Annotated in this window: 22 protein-coding genes; 12 read left to right on the forward strand and 10 right to left on the reverse strand. The window is 60.2% G+C overall.

The features are described from left to right. Positions 1-17 precede the first annotated feature (17 nt). The 3 genes from ACIQJ2_RS16820 (at position 18) to ACIQJ2_RS16830 (ending at position 2,923) form a co-directional block, all read left to right on the forward strand. A complete protein-coding gene (locus tag ACIQJ2_RS16820; RefSeq protein WP_400667357.1) occupies positions 18-998 on the forward strand; it encodes an alpha/beta hydrolase family protein in 981 nt (326 codons plus the stop codon). A gap of 227 nt (positions 999-1,225) precedes the next feature. Beyond that, the gene (locus tag ACIQJ2_RS16825; protein ID WP_400667746.1) at positions 1,226-2,029 is read left to right on the forward strand and encodes a L,D-transpeptidase; all 804 of its coding nucleotides are present in this window, start codon (positions 1,226-1,228) and stop codon (positions 2,027-2,029) included. 162 nt (positions 2,030-2,191) lie between these two features. Further along, on the forward strand, positions 2,192-2,923 hold the full coding sequence (locus ACIQJ2_RS16830; RefSeq protein WP_199145944.1) for a L,D-transpeptidase: 732 nt from the start codon (positions 2,192-2,194) through the stop codon (positions 2,921-2,923). A gap of 199 nt (positions 2,924-3,122) precedes the next feature. Here ACIQJ2_RS16830 and ACIQJ2_RS16835 read toward each other — a convergent pair whose 3' ends face one another. Then, complete coding sequence (locus tag ACIQJ2_RS16835; RefSeq protein ID WP_400667355.1) at positions 3,123-3,587, reverse strand: MarR family winged helix-turn-helix transcriptional regulator; 465 nt, start codon at positions 3,585-3,587, stop codon at positions 3,123-3,125. A 133-nt stretch (positions 3,588-3,720) separates the two neighbouring features. Here ACIQJ2_RS16835 and ACIQJ2_RS16840 point away from each other — a divergent pair, with 133 nt between their 5' ends. From ACIQJ2_RS16840 to ACIQJ2_RS16850, 3 genes are all read left to right on the forward strand, one after another. Continuing rightward, positions 3,721-4,143 (forward strand): organic hydroperoxide resistance protein, encoded by a 423-nt coding sequence (locus ACIQJ2_RS16840; RefSeq protein WP_199088517.1) that lies wholly within the window; start codon positions 3,721-3,723, stop codon positions 4,141-4,143. Between the two features lie 120 nt (positions 4,144-4,263). Beyond that, positions 4,264-4,647 carry an antitoxin Xre/MbcA/ParS toxin-binding domain-containing protein gene (locus ACIQJ2_RS16845; protein WP_400667352.1) on the forward strand — a complete coding sequence of 128 codons (384 nt, stop codon included), beginning with the start codon at positions 4,264-4,266 and terminating at the stop codon, positions 4,645-4,647. Further along, positions 4,607-5,359 carry an RES family NAD+ phosphorylase gene (locus ACIQJ2_RS16850; RefSeq protein WP_400667350.1) on the forward strand — a complete coding sequence of 251 codons (753 nt, stop codon included), beginning with the start codon at positions 4,607-4,609 and terminating at the stop codon, positions 5,357-5,359. The genes ACIQJ2_RS16845 and ACIQJ2_RS16850 overlap by 41 nt, the downstream gene beginning before the upstream one ends. A 71-nt stretch (positions 5,360-5,430) precedes the next feature. Here ACIQJ2_RS16850 and ACIQJ2_RS16855 read toward each other — a convergent pair whose 3' ends face one another. Next, complete coding sequence (locus ACIQJ2_RS16855; protein WP_199145952.1) at positions 5,431-5,877, reverse strand: MarR family transcriptional regulator; 447 nt, start codon at positions 5,875-5,877, stop codon at positions 5,431-5,433. 75 nt (positions 5,878-5,952) lie between these two features. Between ACIQJ2_RS16855 and ACIQJ2_RS16860 the strand changes: the two genes are divergently transcribed. Together ACIQJ2_RS16860 and ACIQJ2_RS16865 are read left to right on the forward strand one after the other, a co-directional pair. Continuing rightward, positions 5,953-6,678, forward strand: a complete 726-nt coding sequence (locus ACIQJ2_RS16860) for a DUF899 domain-containing protein (protein WP_400667348.1) — start codon at positions 5,953-5,955, stop codon at positions 6,676-6,678. Positions 6,679-6,892: 214 nt separating this feature from the next. Next, positions 6,893-7,669: a VOC family protein gene (locus ACIQJ2_RS16865; RefSeq protein WP_400667346.1), complete on the forward strand. Its 777-nt coding sequence runs from the start codon at positions 6,893-6,895 to the stop codon at positions 7,667-7,669. 124 nt (positions 7,670-7,793) lie between these two features. Here the strand turns inward: ACIQJ2_RS16865 and ACIQJ2_RS16870 are convergent, their stop codons facing one another. After that, a complete protein-coding gene (locus ACIQJ2_RS16870) occupies positions 7,794-9,308 on the reverse strand; it encodes a helicase HerA-like C-terminal domain-containing protein (RefSeq protein ID WP_400667344.1) in 1,515 nt (504 codons plus the stop codon). A 328-nt stretch (positions 9,309-9,636) separates the two neighbouring features. Between ACIQJ2_RS16870 and ACIQJ2_RS16875 the strand changes: the two genes are divergently transcribed. Next, complete coding sequence (locus tag ACIQJ2_RS16875) at positions 9,637-10,032, forward strand: hypothetical protein (protein ID WP_184701199.1); 396 nt, start codon at positions 9,637-9,639, stop codon at positions 10,030-10,032. Positions 10,033-10,128: 96 nt separating this feature from the next. Here ACIQJ2_RS16875 and zwf read toward each other — a convergent pair whose 3' ends face one another. From zwf to ACIQJ2_RS16895, 4 genes are all read right to left on the reverse strand, one after another. After that, entirely contained in the window at positions 10,129-11,649 is a 1,521-nt protein-coding gene (zwf, locus tag ACIQJ2_RS16880) for a glucose-6-phosphate dehydrogenase (protein ID WP_199145961.1), read from the reverse strand. Positions 11,650-11,892: 243 nt separating this feature from the next. Then, on the reverse strand, positions 11,893-12,663 hold the full coding sequence (tam, locus tag ACIQJ2_RS16885) for a trans-aconitate 2-methyltransferase (protein WP_400667341.1): 771 nt from the start codon (positions 12,661-12,663) through the stop codon (positions 11,893-11,895). Between the two features lie 15 nt (positions 12,664-12,678). Further along, positions 12,679-14,238: a TerC family protein gene (locus tag ACIQJ2_RS16890; RefSeq protein WP_400667339.1), complete on the reverse strand. Its 1,560-nt coding sequence runs from the start codon at positions 14,236-14,238 to the stop codon at positions 12,679-12,681. Between the two features lie 438 nt (positions 14,239-14,676). Further along, complete coding sequence (locus ACIQJ2_RS16895; RefSeq protein WP_400667337.1) at positions 14,677-15,717, reverse strand: zinc-dependent alcohol dehydrogenase family protein; 1,041 nt, start codon at positions 15,715-15,717, stop codon at positions 14,677-14,679. 208 nt (positions 15,718-15,925) lie between these two features. Here ACIQJ2_RS16895 and ACIQJ2_RS16900 point away from each other — a divergent pair, with 208 nt between their 5' ends. Beyond that, positions 15,926-16,813: a branched-chain amino acid aminotransferase gene (locus tag ACIQJ2_RS16900; protein ID WP_400667335.1), complete on the forward strand. Its 888-nt coding sequence runs from the start codon at positions 15,926-15,928 to the stop codon at positions 16,811-16,813. A gap of 54 nt (positions 16,814-16,867) precedes the next feature. Here ACIQJ2_RS16900 and ACIQJ2_RS16905 read toward each other — a convergent pair whose 3' ends face one another. Continuing rightward, the gene (locus ACIQJ2_RS16905) at positions 16,868-17,404 is read right to left on the reverse strand and encodes a GNAT family N-acetyltransferase (RefSeq protein WP_400667333.1); all 537 of its coding nucleotides are present in this window, start codon (positions 17,402-17,404) and stop codon (positions 16,868-16,870) included. 152 nt (positions 17,405-17,556) lie between these two features. Between ACIQJ2_RS16905 and ACIQJ2_RS16910 the strand changes: the two genes are divergently transcribed. Next, positions 17,557-17,679, forward strand: a complete 123-nt coding sequence (locus ACIQJ2_RS16910) for a hypothetical protein (protein ID WP_281436238.1) — start codon at positions 17,557-17,559, stop codon at positions 17,677-17,679. A gap of 70 nt (positions 17,680-17,749) precedes the next feature. Next, complete coding sequence (locus ACIQJ2_RS16915) at positions 17,750-18,001, forward strand: DUF1488 domain-containing protein (RefSeq protein ID WP_199145972.1); 252 nt, start codon at positions 17,750-17,752, stop codon at positions 17,999-18,001. Positions 18,002-18,006: 5 nt separating this feature from the next. On the opposite strand, the gene ACIQJ2_RS16920 is transcribed toward ACIQJ2_RS16915, so the two are convergent. Both ACIQJ2_RS16920 and ACIQJ2_RS16925 read right to left on the reverse strand, forming a co-directional pair. Further along, positions 18,007-19,236 (reverse strand): MFS transporter, encoded by a 1,230-nt coding sequence (locus ACIQJ2_RS16920; RefSeq protein ID WP_199145974.1) that lies wholly within the window; start codon positions 19,234-19,236, stop codon positions 18,007-18,009. Continuing rightward, positions 19,233-19,919 carry a YbhB/YbcL family Raf kinase inhibitor-like protein gene (locus ACIQJ2_RS16925; RefSeq protein WP_400667330.1) on the reverse strand — a complete coding sequence of 229 codons (687 nt, stop codon included), beginning with the start codon at positions 19,917-19,919 and terminating at the stop codon, positions 19,233-19,235. The genes ACIQJ2_RS16920 and ACIQJ2_RS16925 overlap by 4 nt, the downstream gene beginning before the upstream one ends. Between the last annotated feature and the right edge of the window lie 41 nt (positions 19,920-19,960).

Genomic DNA, 19,960 nt, shown 5'->3' on the forward strand with positions numbered 1-19,960 from the left:
ATATCTGGACAGAGCCCATGACCACGTCTGACGACAACACATTCCGTCCCAATCGCCGCAGCGTCCTTGCGGGCCTGGCCGCTGCGCTTTTTGCGCCGAGCATCGTAAGAGCCGCCGACGACAGCACGACCGGTGGCAAGCCTGCCGATAGCAAGAATGCCGTCGCCGAGGAAAAGGCCGAGGATGCACCGCCGCTTCTGTCCGGCAACTATAGCAGGGAGCGCCGGCTATTTCGGACGGACTTGCTGAGCAAGGGACCGGCGCCGGATATCTATGAGCCGCTGGTGACGCCGCCGACCGCCGATCAGCTCTTTTATCGCAGTGGTATCGGCGGCGAGCTGGAACTCGTCTCCTGGGTATCGAAGTATACGCGCGAGCGCACGCCGAAACCGGCCGTGCTGTTCCTTCACGGCGGCAACGCCATAGGCCAGGGGCACTGGCAGCTGATGAAGCCCTACGTCGAGGCCGGCTATGTCGTCATGATCCCCTCGATGCGCGGCGAAAACGGCCAAAGGGGTAATTTCTCCGGTTTTTACGACGAGGTTGCCGATGTGTTGGCGGCGTCGAACCGACTGCGGCATCTGCCCGGTGTCGATCCGCGTCGCCTGTTTCTGGCAGGCCACAGCATCGGCGGTACGCTCGCTATGCTGACCGCGATGTCGACCAAGCGCTTCCGTGCGGCAGCGCCGATATCCGGAAATCCGGATGCCTATGCGTTCTTCAGCCGCTACCCGCAGGATATCCGTTTCAACACCAAGAACCCGCGCGAATTCCAGATGCGCTCGCCGCTCTGCTATGCCCACAGCTTCAGGTGCCCGATGAAGTTGTTTCATGGCACCGAGGAAGCCCATTTCGACTCGCGGCTGGCTCTGCTGGCCAAGCGAGCAACGGCCGGCGGCGTGAAAATGGATATGGAGACGGTTCCGGGCAGCCACAATTCAGCGCTGCCGGGTGAGATCGAGCAGAGCATCCGGTTTTTCGAAAGCGTGGCCGCCTAGCTCGGCCGATTGCACAACGAGGCGCCGGACTTGTAAAGCGATGCGGCGGTGATGTCGGGACATCTGTGTTCACGGCTTCTCGCACCTTGCGACATTTACATCGCCCATGGCAAAAATCAGGCGTTTGGCCAATTCGCGCAATATCTTCGCCGCCGACGCCAGCCTCGCTCCAGCCGCGCGGTTCATCATGTCGCCGATCCGATATGTGTTCCAACTGGTTTCCGATGATGGCCGAACTGCTGCCCGTTTCCCGTCGCCTGCTTGCTGCTGCCGCTTTGACGACTTTGTCCGCCTGCAGCATCATTCCCGATACAGGCGCGACCGATCCGGATCGGTTCGTACAGGAGACGTCGCCGATCTTCTATCGTCCGGAGGGCATCGATCCGCAGAGGGTGCATCGCCTTCCGGTGCAGCCGGTGCCGCAGTCGCGCGATCTTTTCCGCACGCAGTTCCATCAGACCTATGGTTTGCCGACCTCCAATCCCGTGCATCAGGCCATGTATGCACAGCGGAGCGAGGATGATTTCACGCTGCCGGCCATTCCCTACAAGCGCATCGATCCGCGCTTTCTGCGCCAGGAAGTGGATTACAAGACCAACGAGCGTCCAGGTACGATCATCGTCGACACAAGGGATCATTTTCTCTATTTCGTCGAGCCGGGCGGCAAAGCCATGCGATATGGCGTGGGCCTGGGTGCGGCCGGTTATGCCTGGCATGGCAGAGGCATGATCCAGTGGAAGCAGAAATGGCCGCGCTGGACGCCGCCGGCAGAAATGGTCGCTCGCGAGCCGCAGATGAAACCGCTGTCGGCTGAGCGCGGCGGCATGAATCCGGGACCGACCAACCCGCTCGGCGCGCGTGCGCTTTACATCTTCCAGAATGGTAAGGACACGCTTTATCGCGTCCACGGTACTCCGGATTGGCAGTCGATCGGCAGGGCAGCTTCCTCCGGATGCGTGCGCATGCTCAACCAGGACGTGATAGATCTCTACAACCGAGTGCCTGCTAAGACGGAAATCGTCGTTTTGTAGCGGTATTTTACCACAAATTTTCGTGATGTTGCATAAGTGCGATAGCGGGGTGTTGCTGCGCTCTTTAGTTTTACCTCTGTCTCTGCAAACCTCTCGGGAAGCCGAATCAGCTTATGTATCGCGGGTTCTCGCTTCCTCATCAACAGGAACTATGCTGTCGACATGAGCCTTCCCTCTTCGCTATCCCGACGTAATTTCCTCACCCTAGTAGGCATCGGCGCTGCTTCCACGCTCGCTAGCTGTGCCTCCACCGTCAACAGCGGGCCCATCGTCAGCCCCGTGCAATATACCGGGTCGCCCAGGCCGTTCCGCAGCTGGTTCTCCAGCTATGACGGCGAGCAGCCAGATCCTGCCGTGATCTATGCGGCGCTGGATGACGGCGGCTTCCATATTCCGGCCGTTCCTTATCAGCAGATCGATCAACGCTTTTACCGGCAGCGCGTGGTCGACCCGACCGGCGAGGCGCCGGGCACGGTGGTCGTCAACACGACGCAGCGCATGCTCTACGTCACCGAGCAGGGCGGCACGGCCATGCGTTACGGCATCGGCGTCGGCCGCGAGGGCTTTGCCTGGCAGGGCCGTGGTGTCATTCAGTGGCGCAAGAAGTGGCCGCGCTGGAACCCGCCGGATGAGATGGTTGCTCGCCAGCCTGAGCTCGTGAAGTTCTCCATCGCCAATGGCGGTATGGATCCGGGCCTGAAGAATCCGCTCGGCGCACGTGCGCTCTACATCTTCGAAGACAAGCAGGATTCGCTCTATCGCCTGCATGGCAATCCCGACTGGCGCTCCATCGGCAAGGCGGTTTCGTCCGGTTGCGTGCGCCTGCTCAATCAGGATGTCATCGATCTCTACGATCGCGTGCCTGAGCGCGCGCCGATCCTCGTGACGTCGTAGGATCACAGACCGAAAACTGGCAGGGCGCCCTTACGTGGCGCCCTTCACTGTCCAAATCGCGTCGCGATCTTTCGATTCGCTTCACGCGCTTTAGCTCTTTGAATTCACGCATGTCGTAGTCGCAAAACCGCTGCACACTTTTGCGCGACATGCTCTAGCGGCCCTACAGATATCCATTGGGATGTTGGCGAGCCGTCCTTCACTCGGCCGCCAGATTGGCTTTCAGCCGCTGCAACTGTTCGCGTAGATCGGCGATTTCGGACATGGCGCAACCGGTGGCCTGACCGATTGCGCCCATGATCGCATCGACTTGGCATTGCATCCCGGCGCCCTTTTCCGTCAACGAAACGATCACCTGACGTTCATCTCTCGGATCGCGGGCGCGGCCGATCAATCCGGCCTGCTCCAATCGCTTCAGAAGCGGCGACAGCGTTCCTGAATCGAGATCCAGTTTTTCGCCGATCGTCTTGACCGAAAGACTGCCCCTTTCCCACAGTACAAGCATGACAAGATATTGAGGGTAGGTGAGGCCGACGCGATCGAGGATGGGCTTGTAAGCGCGGTTGAATGCGTGGGCGGCGCTGTAGACGGCAAAGCAGAGCTGCCTTTCGAGCCGCTTTTCCTCATCGGGGATTATGATCTGCCCATCGGCACTATCCGTCATCGCTGCCCTGCCGTTTCCGTGTCGGCGTCATTGTCACAAATTCACTTTGCGAAATCAAATTGCAAAAAATAAATATTGCGCACGATTAAATCGTGCTATATAAAAAATTATCCAAACCGAAGGGAGACATGACATGCCTATTCTCTACACGACCAAAGCTTCTGCCACCGGTGGCCGCGCTGGCCATGCAGTTTCCGAAAATGGCGTCCTTGACGTCACGCTGACCGTGCCGAAGGAACTGGGCGGCGACGGCGCTACCGGCACCAACCCCGAGCAGCTTTTTGCCGCCGGCTACTCCGCTTGCTTCCTGGGTGCCCTGAAATTTGTCGCAGGTCAGCAGAAGGTCAAGATTCCGGAAGATGCGAAGGTCACCGCGACCGTCGGTATCGGGCCGCGCGCAGATGGCACCGGTTTCGGCATCGAAGTGTCCCTAGCTGTTCACATTCCCGGCATGGACAAGGCTGAGGCTGAAAAGCTTGCCGCCGCCGCCCACATCGTATGCCCTTACAGCCACGCCATGCGCACCTCGACCGAAGTGCAGTTCGCGGTTGTCTGAGCCGGAACGGATGGCTGGCCGTTAGAGGCCACCTCTATTGAAAGGAGCGACAGTCCTATCTATCGCTCCTTTTCTTTTGCAAGAAAAGTGCTATATATTTTCTAAGGAAAGGATATGGCCATGGCAAAAGTTCAGGCAATAGGTCAACCAATCGCTGGCGAAGCCCTTGTTATCACCAAGGCAGTGGTCAATGCGGCCGAGCGGTTGGGGGTGAATGCACGCATACTCGCGGATATTATCGGCGTTTCCGAGGCGACGGTGTCGCGCATGAAGCGGCAGGATCATCTTCTCGAGCGCGATAGCAAGCCGTTCGAGCTTGGCGTGCTCTTCGTGCGTCTCTTTCGCTCGCTGGACGCGATTGTCGGCGGGGACGAAACGGTGGCGCGGCAATGGCTGCGCAATGACAACCTCGCCTTCGGCGCAGCGCCGCTGAACAAGATCACCTCGATTTCGGGTTTGACTGATGTCCTTGCCTATCTGGACGCCCGCCGCGCTCTCGTCTGAGGCAAAGGCCATTTCCGGACGCTATTGGCGGCTGGTGGAATCGCAGCATCAGGTCTCGACGCTGAAGCTGGTGGACAATCTGGAAGAGCAGGATCTGCTCGAGCGTCTGCTGGACGAGAGCAAGCCGCGATTACCACCGGAATGTGCCGGTCTCGACTATTTGCTTGCCACGCCCTTTCGCTATGGCGCGATCTATCCACATGGTTCCCGCTTTCGCCGGGCGGGGCGGACGCTTGGCGTCTTCTACGCCTCGGAGCAGGTGGAGACGGCTCTTGCGGAGATGAGCTTCTACAGGCTGCTCTTCTTCCGCGATTCTCCGGATACACCGCTGCCTGCCAATGCGGCGGAATACACGGCCTTTGCCGCGGCAATCACCACCAAGGGCGCTCTCGACCTGACGAGGCCGCCACTGGATCGCGATCGCCAGCAATGGACCGATCCGGTCGACTATGAAGCCTGCCAATCGCTGGCCGAAGCGGCGCGTGCGGGGGGTATCGAGGCGATCCTTTACCGTTCGGTTCGCGACCCCAGGGGTGGCCGGAACATCGCGCTCTTGACCGCAAAGGCCTTCGCGGCGCGTGAGCCGGTGGAGCGCCAGACGTGGCGCATCCGTTTGTCGCGCGCGGGCGTGCAGGCGCTCTGCGAATTTCCCAGACGCCGCATCGGTTTCGAGAGGCAGGATTTCGGCGCCGATCCCCGGCTTGCGCAATAGAGCCGTTACGGGAAAATTGCGCTGCGGTTTTTTGTCTGGAATGCATCAACGGGCAGGGAAAGGCTGGCGGCCTAGAGCAAAGCCGCCAGATCGCTGCGCAACCTGTCGCCATTGCCCTCTGGCAGGCGCTCTTCCAGGGCTGCATGCGTCACCTTCCAGATCGGCACGGCGGCGGCAAGCGTTGCCTTGCCTGACGGGGTGAGGCTGAGAAGCCGGGCGCGACGATCCCTAGGATTGGGCACGATATCAACCCATCCGCGCCGCTCCAGCGGCTTCAGCGCCGCCGTTAGCGTTGTCTGGTCCATCGCCAGCAGCGCCGTCACCGAGCCCATCGAGGCAGGCATCGGTCTGTTCAGCGACATCATGAGGGAAAACTGGCCATTGGTCAGTCCAAATGGTCTCAGCGCTTCATCGAAGCGACGAGCCAGGGCGCGTGCGGCACGCTGCACATGCAGGCATAGGCAGGTATCCCGCACAAGTAGGGTGGTTTCGAAGGGGACTTGTATCGCGTTTGACATGCTTCATTAATATTGATATCAATATATTTGTCAAGATTTCGGGGTGTTAAGGTCGCCGGAGGAGGGCGCTTCACCATGAACCAGATCGTTTCCAGGGAAATTTGGCTAGAAGCACGCCGCCAGCTGCTCGCCAGCGAGAAAGAGGCAACGCATTTGCGCGATCGCGTCAATGCAGAGCGTTTGGCTTTACCTTGGGTCAAGGTCGATAAGAACTATGTCTTCGATACGCCGGAGGGCAAGAAGACGCTCGCCGATCTCTTTGCTGGCCGCAGCCAGCTGATCGTCTATCACTTCATGCTCGGCCCCGATTGGGACGCCGGATGCCCCGGTTGCTCCTTCCTTGCCGACCACTTCGATGGCGCGCTTCCGCATCTCAGCAATCACGACGTCACCCTGGTTGCTGTCTCCCGCGCGCCGCTGCAGAAGGTGGAAGCCTACAAGAAGCGCATGGGCTGGAATTTCCCCTGGGTGTCATCCTTCGCCAACGACTTCAACTTCGACTATCACGTTTCCTTTTCGAAGGAGCAGCTTGCCGGCGAGGTAATTTACTACAACTTCACGCTGATGGATCCAGCCGAAGGCTTTGACGAGCTTCCGGGCCTCAGCTCCTTCTACAAGGACGAAGCCGGCAATATCTTCCATACCTATTCGAGCTACGCACGCGGTCCCGAGGAACTGATCGGCACGCTGATGATCCTCGATCGAGCGCCCAAGGGACGCAATGAAACCAGCACGATGAACTTCGTGCGTCGCCACGACGAATATGAGCACGCGGAGAAGACACATTCCTGCTGTGATTGACGCGCGGCGAGGCAATCGAATGCGTGCCGTTGGGGGCAGGGGTCGAAATATTGTATTTCGTGCCTAACTAACATCTGGCGCATGCTAACGGCCGACGGGCGAAGCGAGCGACCATCGCTTCGCCGTCACGTTGATCGGCCATGATGAGCCAGCGCCGACAGCCGACTCTGGATGAGACGGCTACTTTAGCAATCATAATAGGGAGAGAGCTACCATGGCTGAGAAGGGTTATTTTGTCTGGTACGAGCTGATGACGACGGACATGAAGGCGGCTGAGGCCTTCTATAGCAAGGTCGTCGGCTGGGATGCTGCGGATGCCGGCATGCCCGAAGTCGGAATGGATTACACATTGTTCAGCGCCGGCGCAGGTCCGGTTGCTGGTCTGATGATCCTGCCGGAAGAGGCGAAGGCCATGGGCACGCCGCCGTGCTGGACCGGCTATATCGGCGTTCCAGATGTCGACGAAGCGACCAAGACGGTTGTTAGCAAAGGTGGCAAGGTCTATCGCGAGCCGATGGATATTCCGGGCGTCGGCAGGTTTTCCGTCGTCTCCGATCCTTATGGGGCGGCCTTCTGCCTGTTCACGCCGCTGCCCGGCCAGGATTGGGAGCCCGCGGCCCCCGCCACGCCCGGATATTTCGGCTGGCACGAACTGTATGCCGGCGACGGTCCGAAGGCCTTCGATTTCTACAGCGAGATGTTCGGTTGGGAACTGAGCTCCGATTTCGACATGGGGCCGATGGGCAAGTACAAGATCTTCAAGATCGGCGACCGCGACTTCGGCGGCATCATGACCAAGCCGGCGGAAATGCCTGTCGCGGCCTGGAATTTCTACATCAACGTTCCGGCGATCGACGCCGCGATCACCCGCATCACCGAAGGTGGCGGCGCGATCGTCAACGGCCCGATGGAAGTCCCCGGCGGCAGCTGGATCGTCCAGGCGACCGATCCGCAAGGCGCATTCTTCTCGCTCGTCGCGCCGGTGCGGTGATTTTTACCCTCCCCTCGAGGGGAGGATTGGCCTGTAGGATCGGGTCGGAGTGATCTGCGGTTTGCGGCATGTCACCCCGACCCTCGGCTTTGCCGCGACCTCCCGCTTGAGGGGAGGTCTCCTTTTACCGCTTGAAACTGCCGAGAATGCCGCGGACGATGGCGCGGCCGACTTGCGTTGCGACCGTGCGCGCCATGCTTTTCATCGTTGCTTCAAGGATTGTTTCGCGCTGATAGCCCGAACGGCCACGGCCGACGGGCTTGTTGCTGTCTCCGCCGAAGCCAGGAAGCGTCCAGCCATCGCCTGCGCTGCCGCTTTGCTGCTCCGATGCCTTGCGCGCCCGCTCAGTCAGGATTTCGTAGCCAGATTCACGATCTATCGTTTGATCGTAGACGCCCGCAACCGGGCTTGCATGCATGACGGCCCGACGTTCTGCATCGTTAAGCGGGCCGATGCGGCCGGCGGGCGGCCGGATCAACGTGCGCTCGACGATCGATGGCGCGCCCTTGCCCTCCAGCATCGACACCAGCGCCTCGCCGGTGCCAAGCGTGGTGATGACCTCGGCGCAATTGAACGCCGGGTTGGGGCGGAAGGTGGAGGCTGCCGTCTGCACGGCCTTCTGCTCGCGCGGCGTATAAGCGCGCAGAGCATGCTGCACGCGATTGCCAAGCTGGGCCAGCACCGTTTCGGGGACGTCGAGCGGGTTCTGCGTGACGAAATAGACGCCGACGCCCTTCGAGCGGATCAGCCGCACCACTTGCTCCACGCGCTCTATCAGCACTTTCGGTGCATCGTTGAAGAGCAGATGCGCTTCATCGAAGAAGAAGACCAGTCTGGGCTTTTCCGGATCTCCCACTTCGGGCAGTTCCTCGAACAGTTCCGACATCAGCCATAGCAGGAAGGTCGCATAGAGACGCGGGTTCATCATCAGCTTGTCGGCCGCGAGCACGGAAACCTGGCCGTAACCGTCGTTGCTGACCCGCATGATGTCGGAGATCTTCAGGGCCGGTTCGCCAAAGAAGTTTTCCGCGCCCTGCTGCTCCAGGACGAGCATTGCGCGCTGGATCGAGCCGACCGAGGATTTCGAGATCAGGCCGTATTTGCTGGAAAGCTCGTTGGCATTGTCACCCATATAGTTCAGCAGCGCCTGCAGATCCTTGAGATCCAGCAGCGCCAGGCCATTTTCGTCGGCGATCTTGAAGGCGATGTTGAGCACGCCTTCCTGCGCTTCGGAGGCATCCATCAAGCGTGCCAGCAAAAGCGGTCCCATCTCGGCGATGGTCGCGCGAACGCGGTGGCCCTTCTCGCCGTAGAGATCCCAGAAGATGACCGGAAACTGATCGAATTCATAAGGGGAGAGGCCGACTTCCTCGGCGCGCTTGAGCAGGAAATCCTTCGCCTCGCCCTTGACGGCAATGCCGGAGAGGTCGCCCTTGATGTCGGCGCAAAAGACAGGCACGCCGGCTTTGGAAAAGCCCTCCGCAAGCACCTGCAGTGTCACCGTCTTGCCGGTGCCGGTGGCGCCGGTAACGAGACCGTGGCGGTTGCCGAATTTCAACGTCAGGAACTCGTCCTTGTTGATGCTTTCATCCGGATTGCGGCTGGCGCCAACGAAAATCTGTCCGTCCTGCTGCGGCATGGTGTCGTCTCCCTTAGAGCATGATGCCGGAAAGTGTCATCGGTTTTCGGACGACATCATGCTCTAGCTGTTTGATTCCAGAACCGGATGACTTTGGACCGATTCGATCCAAAGTCATCCGGTTCCGGGGCGGCGGCACAGCAGCTTTTTGAAGCTGCCAGAGCCGTTCATTGATTTGTGCTGACACTGTTATAAGAACTCGAAAGGAGAGGGACAACCATTCGCGTCAGGGTTCCGCTTCTGGTAGAATAACGACGCCCGGCGCGGCTTGTGTCGGTTGCTTCATTGAGTTACGTTGACGTTAACGTCGTAAAGGCAGGAGGCCACAGTGAACGAAGTTATTGATCAGATCGCGACCAAAGCCGGTATCGCTCCCGACCTCGCGGAGAAGGCCGTCGGCATGATTCTCGGCTTCCTGCAGCGCGAAGCTCCAGAAGGTCCGGTTACCAAGATGATTGAGTCCTTCCCCGGTGCAACCGATCTGGTTGCTCAGTACGGCGGCGATGCCTCGGGCGGCGGCGGTCTTCTCGGCGGCCTCCTGAGTGCGGTTGGCGCCGGCGGCGGCATCATGGGCCTCGGCCAGCAGCTGATGAGCACCGGCCTCGGCATGGGCGACATTACCTCGCTCGCCAAGGAAACCGTCGCGACTGCCCGGCAATATGCCGGCAACGATGTCGTCGATCAGGTGGTGAATTCTGTTCCCGGCTTGAGCCAGTTCATCTAGTCGGTATTGTCGCTGACAACAAAAGCCCCGCGATAATCTCGCGGGGCTTTTTGTTGCGATGAGGGGGCGGCATTATTCATACCCGCCCTCTGAGCGTTAGACTCTTTTACCGCTCGAGGCCCCGTCGATCTGATGCCACTTGCGGCCATCGCGTTCGATGAGTTCGTCGGCGGAAGCCGGGCCTGAGCTGCCGGGGGCATAGGGATCGGGTTTGCCGCCCTCGGCCCAAAGGTCGAGGAAGGGCTGCACGGCTGCCCAGCCTGCCTCGATGCCGTCGGCGCGCTGGAAGAGGGTCTGGTCACCGACGAAAAGTTCGTAGAACAGGCTTTCGTAGCCGGTCTGCTTGCCGATGTCGAAATTGTCCGCATAGCGGAAGTCGAGCGAAACCGGCGCGGTTTTCAGCACCAGTCCCGGTGACTTGATCGAGATTTCCATGTCCAGCCCTTCGTCGGGCTGCACCTGGATGATCAGCCTGTTCGGTGGCAGTTCGGGCTGGGTGCCGTGGCGGGGGAATTGCGCGAAAGGCACTTGGCGGAAGGTGATGACCACTTCCGTATCGCGCGCCTTCATCGCCTTGCCGGTACGCAGATAGAACGGCACGCCCGCCCAGCGCCAGGTATCGACGAGGAGCTTCAGCGCCACGAAGGTTTCTGTGTTGCTATCGGGCGAGACATCCGGCGTCTGGGTAAAGGCCGGCAGATCGCGGCCGGCAATCGGGCCCGCCGTATAGGCGCCGCGCACGCCGTTCTGGGCTGCTTCTTCGCGCGAATAGGCACGCAGAGCTTTCAGCACCTTGCCTTTTTCATTGCGGATCGACTCCGCGTCAAAACTGTTCGGCGGCTCCATTGCCACCATCGCCAGCAGCTGGAAGAGATGGTTCGGCACCATGTCGCGCAAAGCGCCGGTCGCATCGTAGAACTTGCCGCGCGTGCCGACATCGACAAGCTCCGCCGCCGTGATCTGCACGTGATCGATATAGTTGTTGTTCCACAAGGCCTCGATCATCATGTTGGCGAAGCGCGTCGTCATGATGTTCTGGACGGTTTCCTTGCCAAGGAAATGGTCGATGCGGTAGATCTGGCTTTCGTGGACATGGTTCAGCAACCGCGCATTCAGGGCTTGCGCCGAGGCGAGATCGTGGCCGAAGGGCTTTTCGATCGCGATGCGGCGGAAGGCGCCGGTCGCCTCGTTCATCAGTCCGTTTTCGGATAGCTTCTCGGCAATGTCGCCAAAGAATTGCGGCGGTACGGCGAAATAGAACGCCGCATTGGCGCTCGGCGCACTCGATAGGTAATCGGCGATCTGTTTGTAGACGGCATTCTGCGTGAAGTCGCCGGAGATGTAGCTGATGCGCTTGCGCAGGCTCTGCCACGCGGCTTGACGCTGCGGATCGTCCATGTCGCCGGAGGTCTTGAGGAAGGCTTCCAACCGCTCCAGCAGCATGTCCACGCCGCCGGTCTCGATGCCGACGCCGAGGATGTGCAGATCCTCTCCCACAAGCCCGCTGCGGGTCATGTTGATCAGCGTCGGGACGAGCAGGCGCCTGGTGAGATCGCCGGCGGCGCCGAAGATCACGAATGTCAGTGGCGGGGCGGGTGCGACGTCGGGGGTGGTCATGAGCGCTTCTCCTTGCGACGGCCATAAAGGGGGCTTCTGGACGACATCGACTATCTCCTCGGAGCTATTGCTGTTTCAGCATTGGCTACTGATGTTCTACTGCATAATTCCTTAAACCGGAATCGATTTAAGGGCAAAATTATGCAGCAGATTTAACGTGTTACAGCGGCCTTTGCGCACCACATGTGGCGCGCGACGCTGTAGCGCCCGCCGTCGGCAGACTTTTAAGAGGAGTCAGGCTGCCTATTTCTTCACGGCAATCAGGAAGAGGCGCGGGAAACGCAACAGCACCTTGCCGTCCACAAGCGGCGGATAGGCCTTCTCGATGTGCTTCAGATATTCGGCCGCGAAGGCATCGCGATGTTCGGCGCCGACATGGTCGAGATAGGGACGAAGGCCTGTTCCCTTCACCCATTCGACGATCGCAGCGGCGTTCTCCAGCGCATGATTGTAGTTGGTGTGCCAGATATCAATGCGGGCCGATTTGCCGATCAGCCTGTTGTAGTAGACTGACGGCGCGGGAAGGGGATTGCGCCGTACGCTCTTCTTGGCGAAGGCATCGCTCCACGGGCCGCTCTTGCCGGTCTCTTCCATCATCAAATGACTTGGTTCCGTCAGGTTGTCGGGCATCTGTACCGCAAGCACGCCGCCGGGCTTCAGGCCATCCATCAGGTGGTCGAGAATGTCGAGATGGTTGGGCAACCACTGAAAGACGGCGTTGGCAAAGAGGAGGTCGACGGGTGTCTCGGGACGCCAGGTGGCGAGATCGGCTTTGGCGAAGGCCGTGCCCGGCATGCGCTTGCGTGCGGCTTCCAGCATGTTGTCGTCGCTATCGAGGCCAGAGACGCCGGCGGCACCGTATCGCTCGACGATCAGTTCCGTCGAGTTGCCGGGGCCGCAGCCGAGATCGATCGCGCGCTCGACGCGCTCCAGCGGCACTTGCGCCAGGAGATCCCGCGCCGGGCGCGTGCGTTCATCCTCGAATTTCACATATTGGCCGGCAGACCATGCCATGAGCCTATCCTCTTCCTAGATTGCATATTCCAACGGTTGAATCCGGACTTTGTCGATATTTCGGCCATTGAGTTTGACCACCTCGAAGGCGAGTCGGCCAGAGTTGAAGCGCTCGCCCTCGTGCGGCAAATGGCCGAGACCCCAAAGGATGAAACCGGCAAGCGTCGAGTAGCGATCCGTCTCATCGACGAGATCGACGCCGACCAGCTTGGAGAGGTGTCGAATGTCGATCCAGCCGTCGACAGTCAGCGATCCGTCTTCACTCTTGTCGATGGTCAGCCGCTCGTCCTCTTCGTCGGGAAATTCGCCAGCGATCGCCTCGAAGAGATCCGTTGTCGTCACCAGTCCTTCGATTTCGCCGTACTCGTCGAGGACTAGCGCCAGGGCCTGATTCTGATGGCGCAATCGCTCCATGAGTTTGAGCACGTTGATGCTCTCGTGCACGGCCAGCGGCTGACGGATCGAGCGTTCCAGATCGATCTCGCCCTTTTCCATCAGGTCGCGCATCACGTCGCGGGCGCTTGCAATGCCGATGAAGTTGTCGAGGCTGCCGCGCACGACCGGGAAGCGCGAATGGCCCATCTCGATGACGCGGCGCTGTTGCTCCGCGCGCGGCTTGTCGAGATCGAGCCAGACGATATCGGTGCGCGGCGTCATGATCGAGCGGACCGAACGATCGGCAAGCGTCAGCACGCCGTGGATCATGTCCTTCTCCTCGACGGAGAACACCTCATCGCTGACGGTGTGCTCCGCTCTTTTCTCGGCCGGCTCGCCGAGTGTTGCCTGCGGCCGCTTGGCGCCGAGAAGTCCGAGAACCGCATCGGCGGTGCGGTTGCGGATATTGCTTGGCGTGATAAGCCGCTCCTTGTTGCGGCGGGCGAGCTGGTTCAGAGCCTCGATGATGATCGAGAAGCCAATCGCCGCATAGAGATAGCCCTTCGGCACATGGAAGCCGAAGCCTTCGACGACAAGCGAGAAGCCGATCATCATCAGAAAGCCGAGGCAGAGGATGACCACGGTCGGATGTTTCGAGACGAATGCCATCAGCGGCTTCGACAGGAACAGCATGACGGCGACCGCGAAGATCACCGCGACCATCATGATGGAGAGTTCCTGCACCATGCCGACGGCGGTAATGACGCTGTCGAGCGAGAAAATGGCATCCAGGACGACGATCTGTACGATCACTTGCCAGAAGACGGCATGAACGAGTTTTTTCTCGCCCTGCGACTCATGCCCTTCCAGCCGCTCGTGCAACTCCATCGTGCCCTTGAATAGCAGGAACAGACCGCCGAAAATCAGGATGAGATCGCGGCCCGAGAGGCTGTAGCCCCAGACCGAGATCAACGGCGTCGTCAGCGTTACGATCCAGGCGATGGAGGCGAGCAGCGCCAGGCGGATGATGAGGGCCAGCGCCAGGCCGATCATGCGTGCGGCATCGCGTTGGTGCGGCGGCAGCTTGTCGGCGAGAATCGCGATGAAGACGAGATTGTCGATACCGAGAACAATCTCGAGAACGATCAAGGTAGCAAGACCGATCCAGGCGGAAGGGTCGGATAGCCAGTCGAAGATCATCAATATGCAAGTTTGGCGCCGGCCGGGATCGGCCTGCCAATTCTTTCCTTCTGTTTGTCGAGTAAGATGCCGCGCGCCATTGCCATCGCGCGGCTGGTACAGCCGTCGCTATCCGGATCGCTATTTGTCGGGCCGGCTTTCCTGGAGCGCCGTGCTTCCTTTCGGAAGCACAAAAGGCGCTCCATCTCCTTGAATCTACGCATCAGGCTTTCCGAAAATCGTGTCCGATTTTCGGGCCGGTGCTGTAGAGCAGGAACTATAAGGCTCGCTTTCGGGCATGGGCGGCAATCTGGACATGAAATGACATTTGCGCAAGGGCATCGGATAAATCAGTCTATCCGGATTGCATGACAGTTTTTCGAAAAAACGCCCACATCGCCCGGTTGAGCCGAACGATCTGGGCAAATTCGGAGGTTTTATTTTCCTGGTTGGCTGGGTTCAAAATTGCGTGATGACGCTAATGCCCGTGCCTTCGGCCTTGTCCATCGACATGAGCGCCGGAACGGCCTCTTCCAGGCTTATCCTGCGGCCGATAAGCTTTTGCGGTGCGATCTTGCCGGCCGCGAGCATGTCGAGCATGGCATCATAGCGCCACGCCTGCATGCCGTGGCTGCCATAGATTTCGAGCTCATGGCCGATCACCTGGGCCATCGGAATTTGCGGCGTCGCATAGTCGCCGAGCATGAGGCCGACCTGCACATGCCGGCCGCGGCGGCGCAGGTTCTTGATCGAGTTGAAGCAGGTTGTGGGATGGCCGAGCGCATCGATCGAGACATGGGCGCCGCCCTTGGTGATCTCGCGCACCGCTTCCGCCACATCGGCGACCGCAGCCGCATTGATCGTCGCCACGGCCCCGCATTCGCGGGCGAAGGCGAGCTTCTCGTCGGAAATGTCGATGGCGATGGCATTGGCGCCAAGGGCGCTGGCGATCATGATTGCCGAAAGGCCGACGCCGCCGCAGCCATGCACGGCGATCCATTCGCCCGGCCGCGTCTTGGCCTGATCGGCAACGGCGCGGAACGAGGTGGCGAAGCGGCAGCCAAGACTAGCGGCCGTCGCATCGTCGACCGTCTCGGGCAAGTGAACGAGATTGGTGTCGGCATAGTCGATGGCGACATATTCGGCGAAGGAACCCCAATGGGTGAAGCCTGGCTGGAACTGGCTCGGGCAGACCTGCTGGTTGCCGGAATGGCACTCGGCGCAATGTCCGCAGCCGGAAACGAAGGGAACTGTGACGCGATCGCCGACCTTGAACCGCATGACGCCGCGACCGGTCGCCACCACCTTGCCGGCAAGCTCGTGGCCCGGCACATGCGGCAGCTTGATATCCGGGTCATGTCCCATCCAGCCATGCCAGTCGCTGCGGCAGAGCCCGCTCGCGCCAACGGCTATGACCACGCCGTCCTCACCGGGCGTCGGGTCGGGCAGGTTGCGTATCTCGGGCGTCGCCTCGAAAGACTCGTAGTACATCGCTTTCATCGGAGTTCTCCCTATTTGCCTGCCGTCCGTACGGTCCATCATTTTTCCTGATGGACCCATTCGTCAAGTTGTTGTTTCGGCGCATGAAAATTGCGCTATGAATGCGGTATCGGGCGCTTTGTTGCAAATGGATTTTGCCGCGCAGTTTCTGCTTGACCCTGAGATTGCGCGGTTATTTGCTCTTCGCCAATTTAGAGAGGAAACACCCATGTCCGTCGATACGTCGCCCCGCTCCACCACCTGGACCTATGTCGAAGGAGAGTGGCTCTCCGGCAATCCGCCGCTCATCGGGCCGACCTCGCATGCCATGTGGCTCGCCTCGACGGTTTTCGACGGCGCGCGCTGGTTCGATGGTATCGCACCCGATCTCGATCTGCATTGCCAGCGGGTCAACCGCTCCGCCGTCGCCATGGGTTTGAAGCCGGTCAAGACGGCTGAAGAGATCGAAGCGCTTGCCTGGGAAGGCATCAAGAAATTCGACGGCAAGACGCCGATCTACATCAAGCCGATGTATTGGGGCGAGCATGGCTCGGCCGGCAGCGTCGTCGCGGTCGATGCGGAATCGACGCGTTTTGCACTCTGCCTGTTCGAAGCGCCGCTTGGCGGCAATGGCGGCGTGACGCTCACCGTTTCGCCCTTCCGCCGCCCGTCGCCGGAAACGGCGATGACCGACGCCAAGGCCGGCTCGCTCTATCCGAACAGCGGCCGCATGATCCTTGAAGCGAAGAAGCGCGGCTTCGACAATGCGCTTGTCTGCGACATGAACGGCAACGTCGCTGAAACCGCCGCATCCAACGTCTTCATGGTCAAGGACGGCATCGTCTACACGCCGATCGCCAACCGCACCTTCCTTGCCGGCATCACCCGCGCCCGCGTCATCGGCCTGTTGCGCCAGGAAGGCTTCGACGTGCGCGAGGAAACGCTCACCGTCGAGCAGTTCAAGGCCGCTGACGAGGTTTTCACGACAGGCAATTATTCCAAGGTCGTCGGGGTCAAGCGCCTGGACGATCGCGAATTCCAGGAAGGACCGGTCGCCCGCAAGGCGCTGGAGCTTTATATGGATTGGGCACACGGCCGCAGCGCCAGCGAAGAGTGAGTGCTCTTCAACGTTTTGAAGCGCTGATCCGGTGGAGCTAAGCCGTCTGCCGGATCAGTCTGCTGATGCGTTCGCTTCGAAGGCCGCCCTGTCGATCTGATAGGATGCAAACGGCTGATCGAGATATTTCGTCTCATGCCTTGCCGAGAGGCCAAGTTTTTGGGCAACTCGTATCGAAGCGACATTGCCGGGAGCGATGTCGGCAATCACATATTCGAGGCGGAGCGTAGCAAAGGCGTGGGTAAGAACCGATCTTGCGGCCTCCGTCGCAAACCCCTTGCCCCAGGCGGCTCTATTCAGTCGCCAGCCGATCTCTATTTCCGGCCCGACTGCATCCGCTGGAATCAGTAAAACCCAGCCAAGAAATTGCTGACGATTTTCCTTGGCGAAGATTGACCAATAGCCGAGGCCCGCTCCGAAATCAGCTGTTATGCGGTCCGTCAGAAATAGTCGGTGCGCTTCCGGATCGTTCCACGGCCCCGGAATGAATTTCGTCACCTCTGGGTCGCGATCCATGGCGAGGCAATCCTCTATATCCTTCATAGTGCGCGGGCTCAGGATCAGCCGGTTGGTTTCAAAAGTCGGTAGCACTGTTGTTTCCCAAGGTTGTCGACGTGGTTTGCGAGATGCAAGAGAAAATCCATGGCGATAATTTAGGCGCGAACTCAATCCAAAATAAGCGGCGCGAAGACAGCTTTTATGCTATTGTGAGTGTGGTCGGCACAACCACTAAGGAGGCCGCCATGAAGATCTCTCTTCCTGCTTCCGTCTATCTTTTCGACTATCACGGGCTGTTCCTGCAGCTCTGCGTCGTCGCAGCGATCGGCTTCGTCATCTATTCGATGCTGTTCGGATTGACCTGGTGACATCGAAAGCAATCGAAGCCGTCTGCTCCCTTCGGGGCGCCGGATCTGGTTTGTTATGGAGTACTCGACGATGGGCCTGAGCTTTCCCAACCGCAGCCGTAGCTACGACGCTTCGGCAAACCGAATCCGTTTTACCGGTCATGACGGCATGTTCGAGGTTCCGTTTCTCGTCGATGCGGATGTCTTTCCGGGAGCCAGCACCGAAGCGGGTTATCTTGCCGCCTTTGATGCCGGACGTGATGTAATTCAGAAGGCCGCCGCGAAAGCCTACGGCTACACGCGACGGCGCCTGTATATTCTGACGGCTAGCGATTTTCGCTGACGAGGCTACTCCGTTTCCTTCTTCGGGCTCACCCACCAGCAATACACGGCTCCGATGGCCAAAAGCACGCAAGTGCCGAGGAACACGGCCGGCATGCCGATATGACCACCGACGAAACCGCCGATGACCGGGCCTGCCACCTGGCCGACATATTGCGACGAGATGGAAAGGCCGAGGATGCTGCCGGTGGCCGTATCCGGAACATTATGCCGGATGACGGCCGTGATGCAGGGCAGAAGCCCACCTAACGCAACGCCCATCAGGAAACGCAAGGCAATCAACTGCCAGGCCGAGGTCACGAAGGCCTGCGGGATGAGCAGGAGTGCGGCGACGCCAAGCGCGGCCATGATGACGCTCCAGTGGCCGATGCGGTCGGCCAGCTTGCCGAGCCAGGAGGCCGACAGGATGCTGCCGAGTGCGGCGGCGGCCATGACGACGCCCGAGACCATCGTCACCTGAGCATCGCTGACGAACTGTGCGACATAGACCGTGATGATCGGCTCGATCGACATGTTGGCCAGCATCAGCAACAGGCCGAGCGACAGCATGGCGATGACTGGACGCTTGTCCGGAATGGAGGCCCAGCTGCCGCTTGCCTTCGCCGCCTTCTTCCGCGCCGTGGATTTCTCCTCCTTGATCAGGAAGGTCGTCGCCAGGAAGGTGAAGAAGATCACGCCGCCGGCCAGCAGGAATGTGCCACGGATGCCGATGACAGGCGGCAGCGCGCCGCCGATCAGCGGTCCCACGAGATTGCCGGCCATGATCCCGGCTGAAAGCGTGCCCAGCGCCCAGGCGGAGCGATGCTTCGGTGTTTGCGCGGCGACCAGCACCATCGATCCGGAGGCGTAACCGCCGGCAAGGCCGGTGAACAGGCGCAGCGCCACCAGCTGCCAGATATTGCCGGCCATGCCCATCAGCGAAATGGCGATTGTCATGCCGAGGCTGGCGCGCACCAGCATCAGCTTGCGGCCGTAGATGTCGCCGAGCCGCCCCCATAGCGGCGCGACGAAGGCGGCGGCAAAGAAGGTGGCGCCATAGGCGATGCCGGACCATTGCACGATCGCGGCCTTATCGCTGACGCCGAGTTCTTCCACATAGAGCGGCAGGAAGGGGAGCAGCAGCGTCATCGCCACGATCGTGGTGAACGAGCCGACGAGGCAGATGATCAGGTTCCGCATCCAATGTGCGGTTTCCGGCTCGGCCGGTGCGGCTGCATCCCATCTCGTCTCGGTCATTTCTCGGCCTTTGCATTCAATGTGTAAAATAATTCCTGGCTGCCCGAGGCCAGAATGTGCCCCTTCGCGGCGGCGATGAGATCGGCGCGGGTGAAGAGGTCGGGAAGCTTCAGCCGGTCGACGTCGAGCGCATAGACGGTGACGTGGTAGCTGTGAACGCGCTCGTCATTCCAGGGCGGGCAGGCGCCCATATAGCCGCCATGCGGTCCGTTCTTCAAATTGCCGCCGCCGGCTCCGTTCTGTCCGCGCCGCCCATAGGCCGTGCGCTCGAGCGGCAGGCCACCGGAGGAGGGGCCGTTTCCATCGGTGCCTTCGGCAAGGCTGGTGCGCGACGCCGGGATATCGGCCAGCACCCAATGAACGAACTCCATCCGCTTGAAATCCTTCGGGATTGTCTTGTCGGCCTTGTTGAAAAGCGAGAAATCCGCGGGAACGTCGGGGTCGACCATGGTCAGCGCGTAAGAGCGTGTTCCCTTTGGCCCCTTCGACCACGAAACCGCCAGGCTCTTGTTCGGTCCAGGCGCGGATTTGTCCGTTCCCGTTGAAATGCAGGAGGCGTTTTCAGGCAGCAGCATCCGGCCGTCGCTCTTGGCGAAGGTCACTTTGAGATCGGCCGATAGCGCCGGGGTAGCGACGGCTGCGGCGATAACGGTGGCATTCAGAACGTTGAGCATGGTTTTCATGATGTTGCCCTTTCGTGTTGCGGCTCGTGTGAGCCTTCGAG

This window comes from Rhizobium sp. NPDC092011, assembly GCF_044756305.1.
Classification (GTDB): domain Bacteria; phylum Pseudomonadota; class Alphaproteobacteria; order Rhizobiales; family Rhizobiaceae; genus Rhizobium.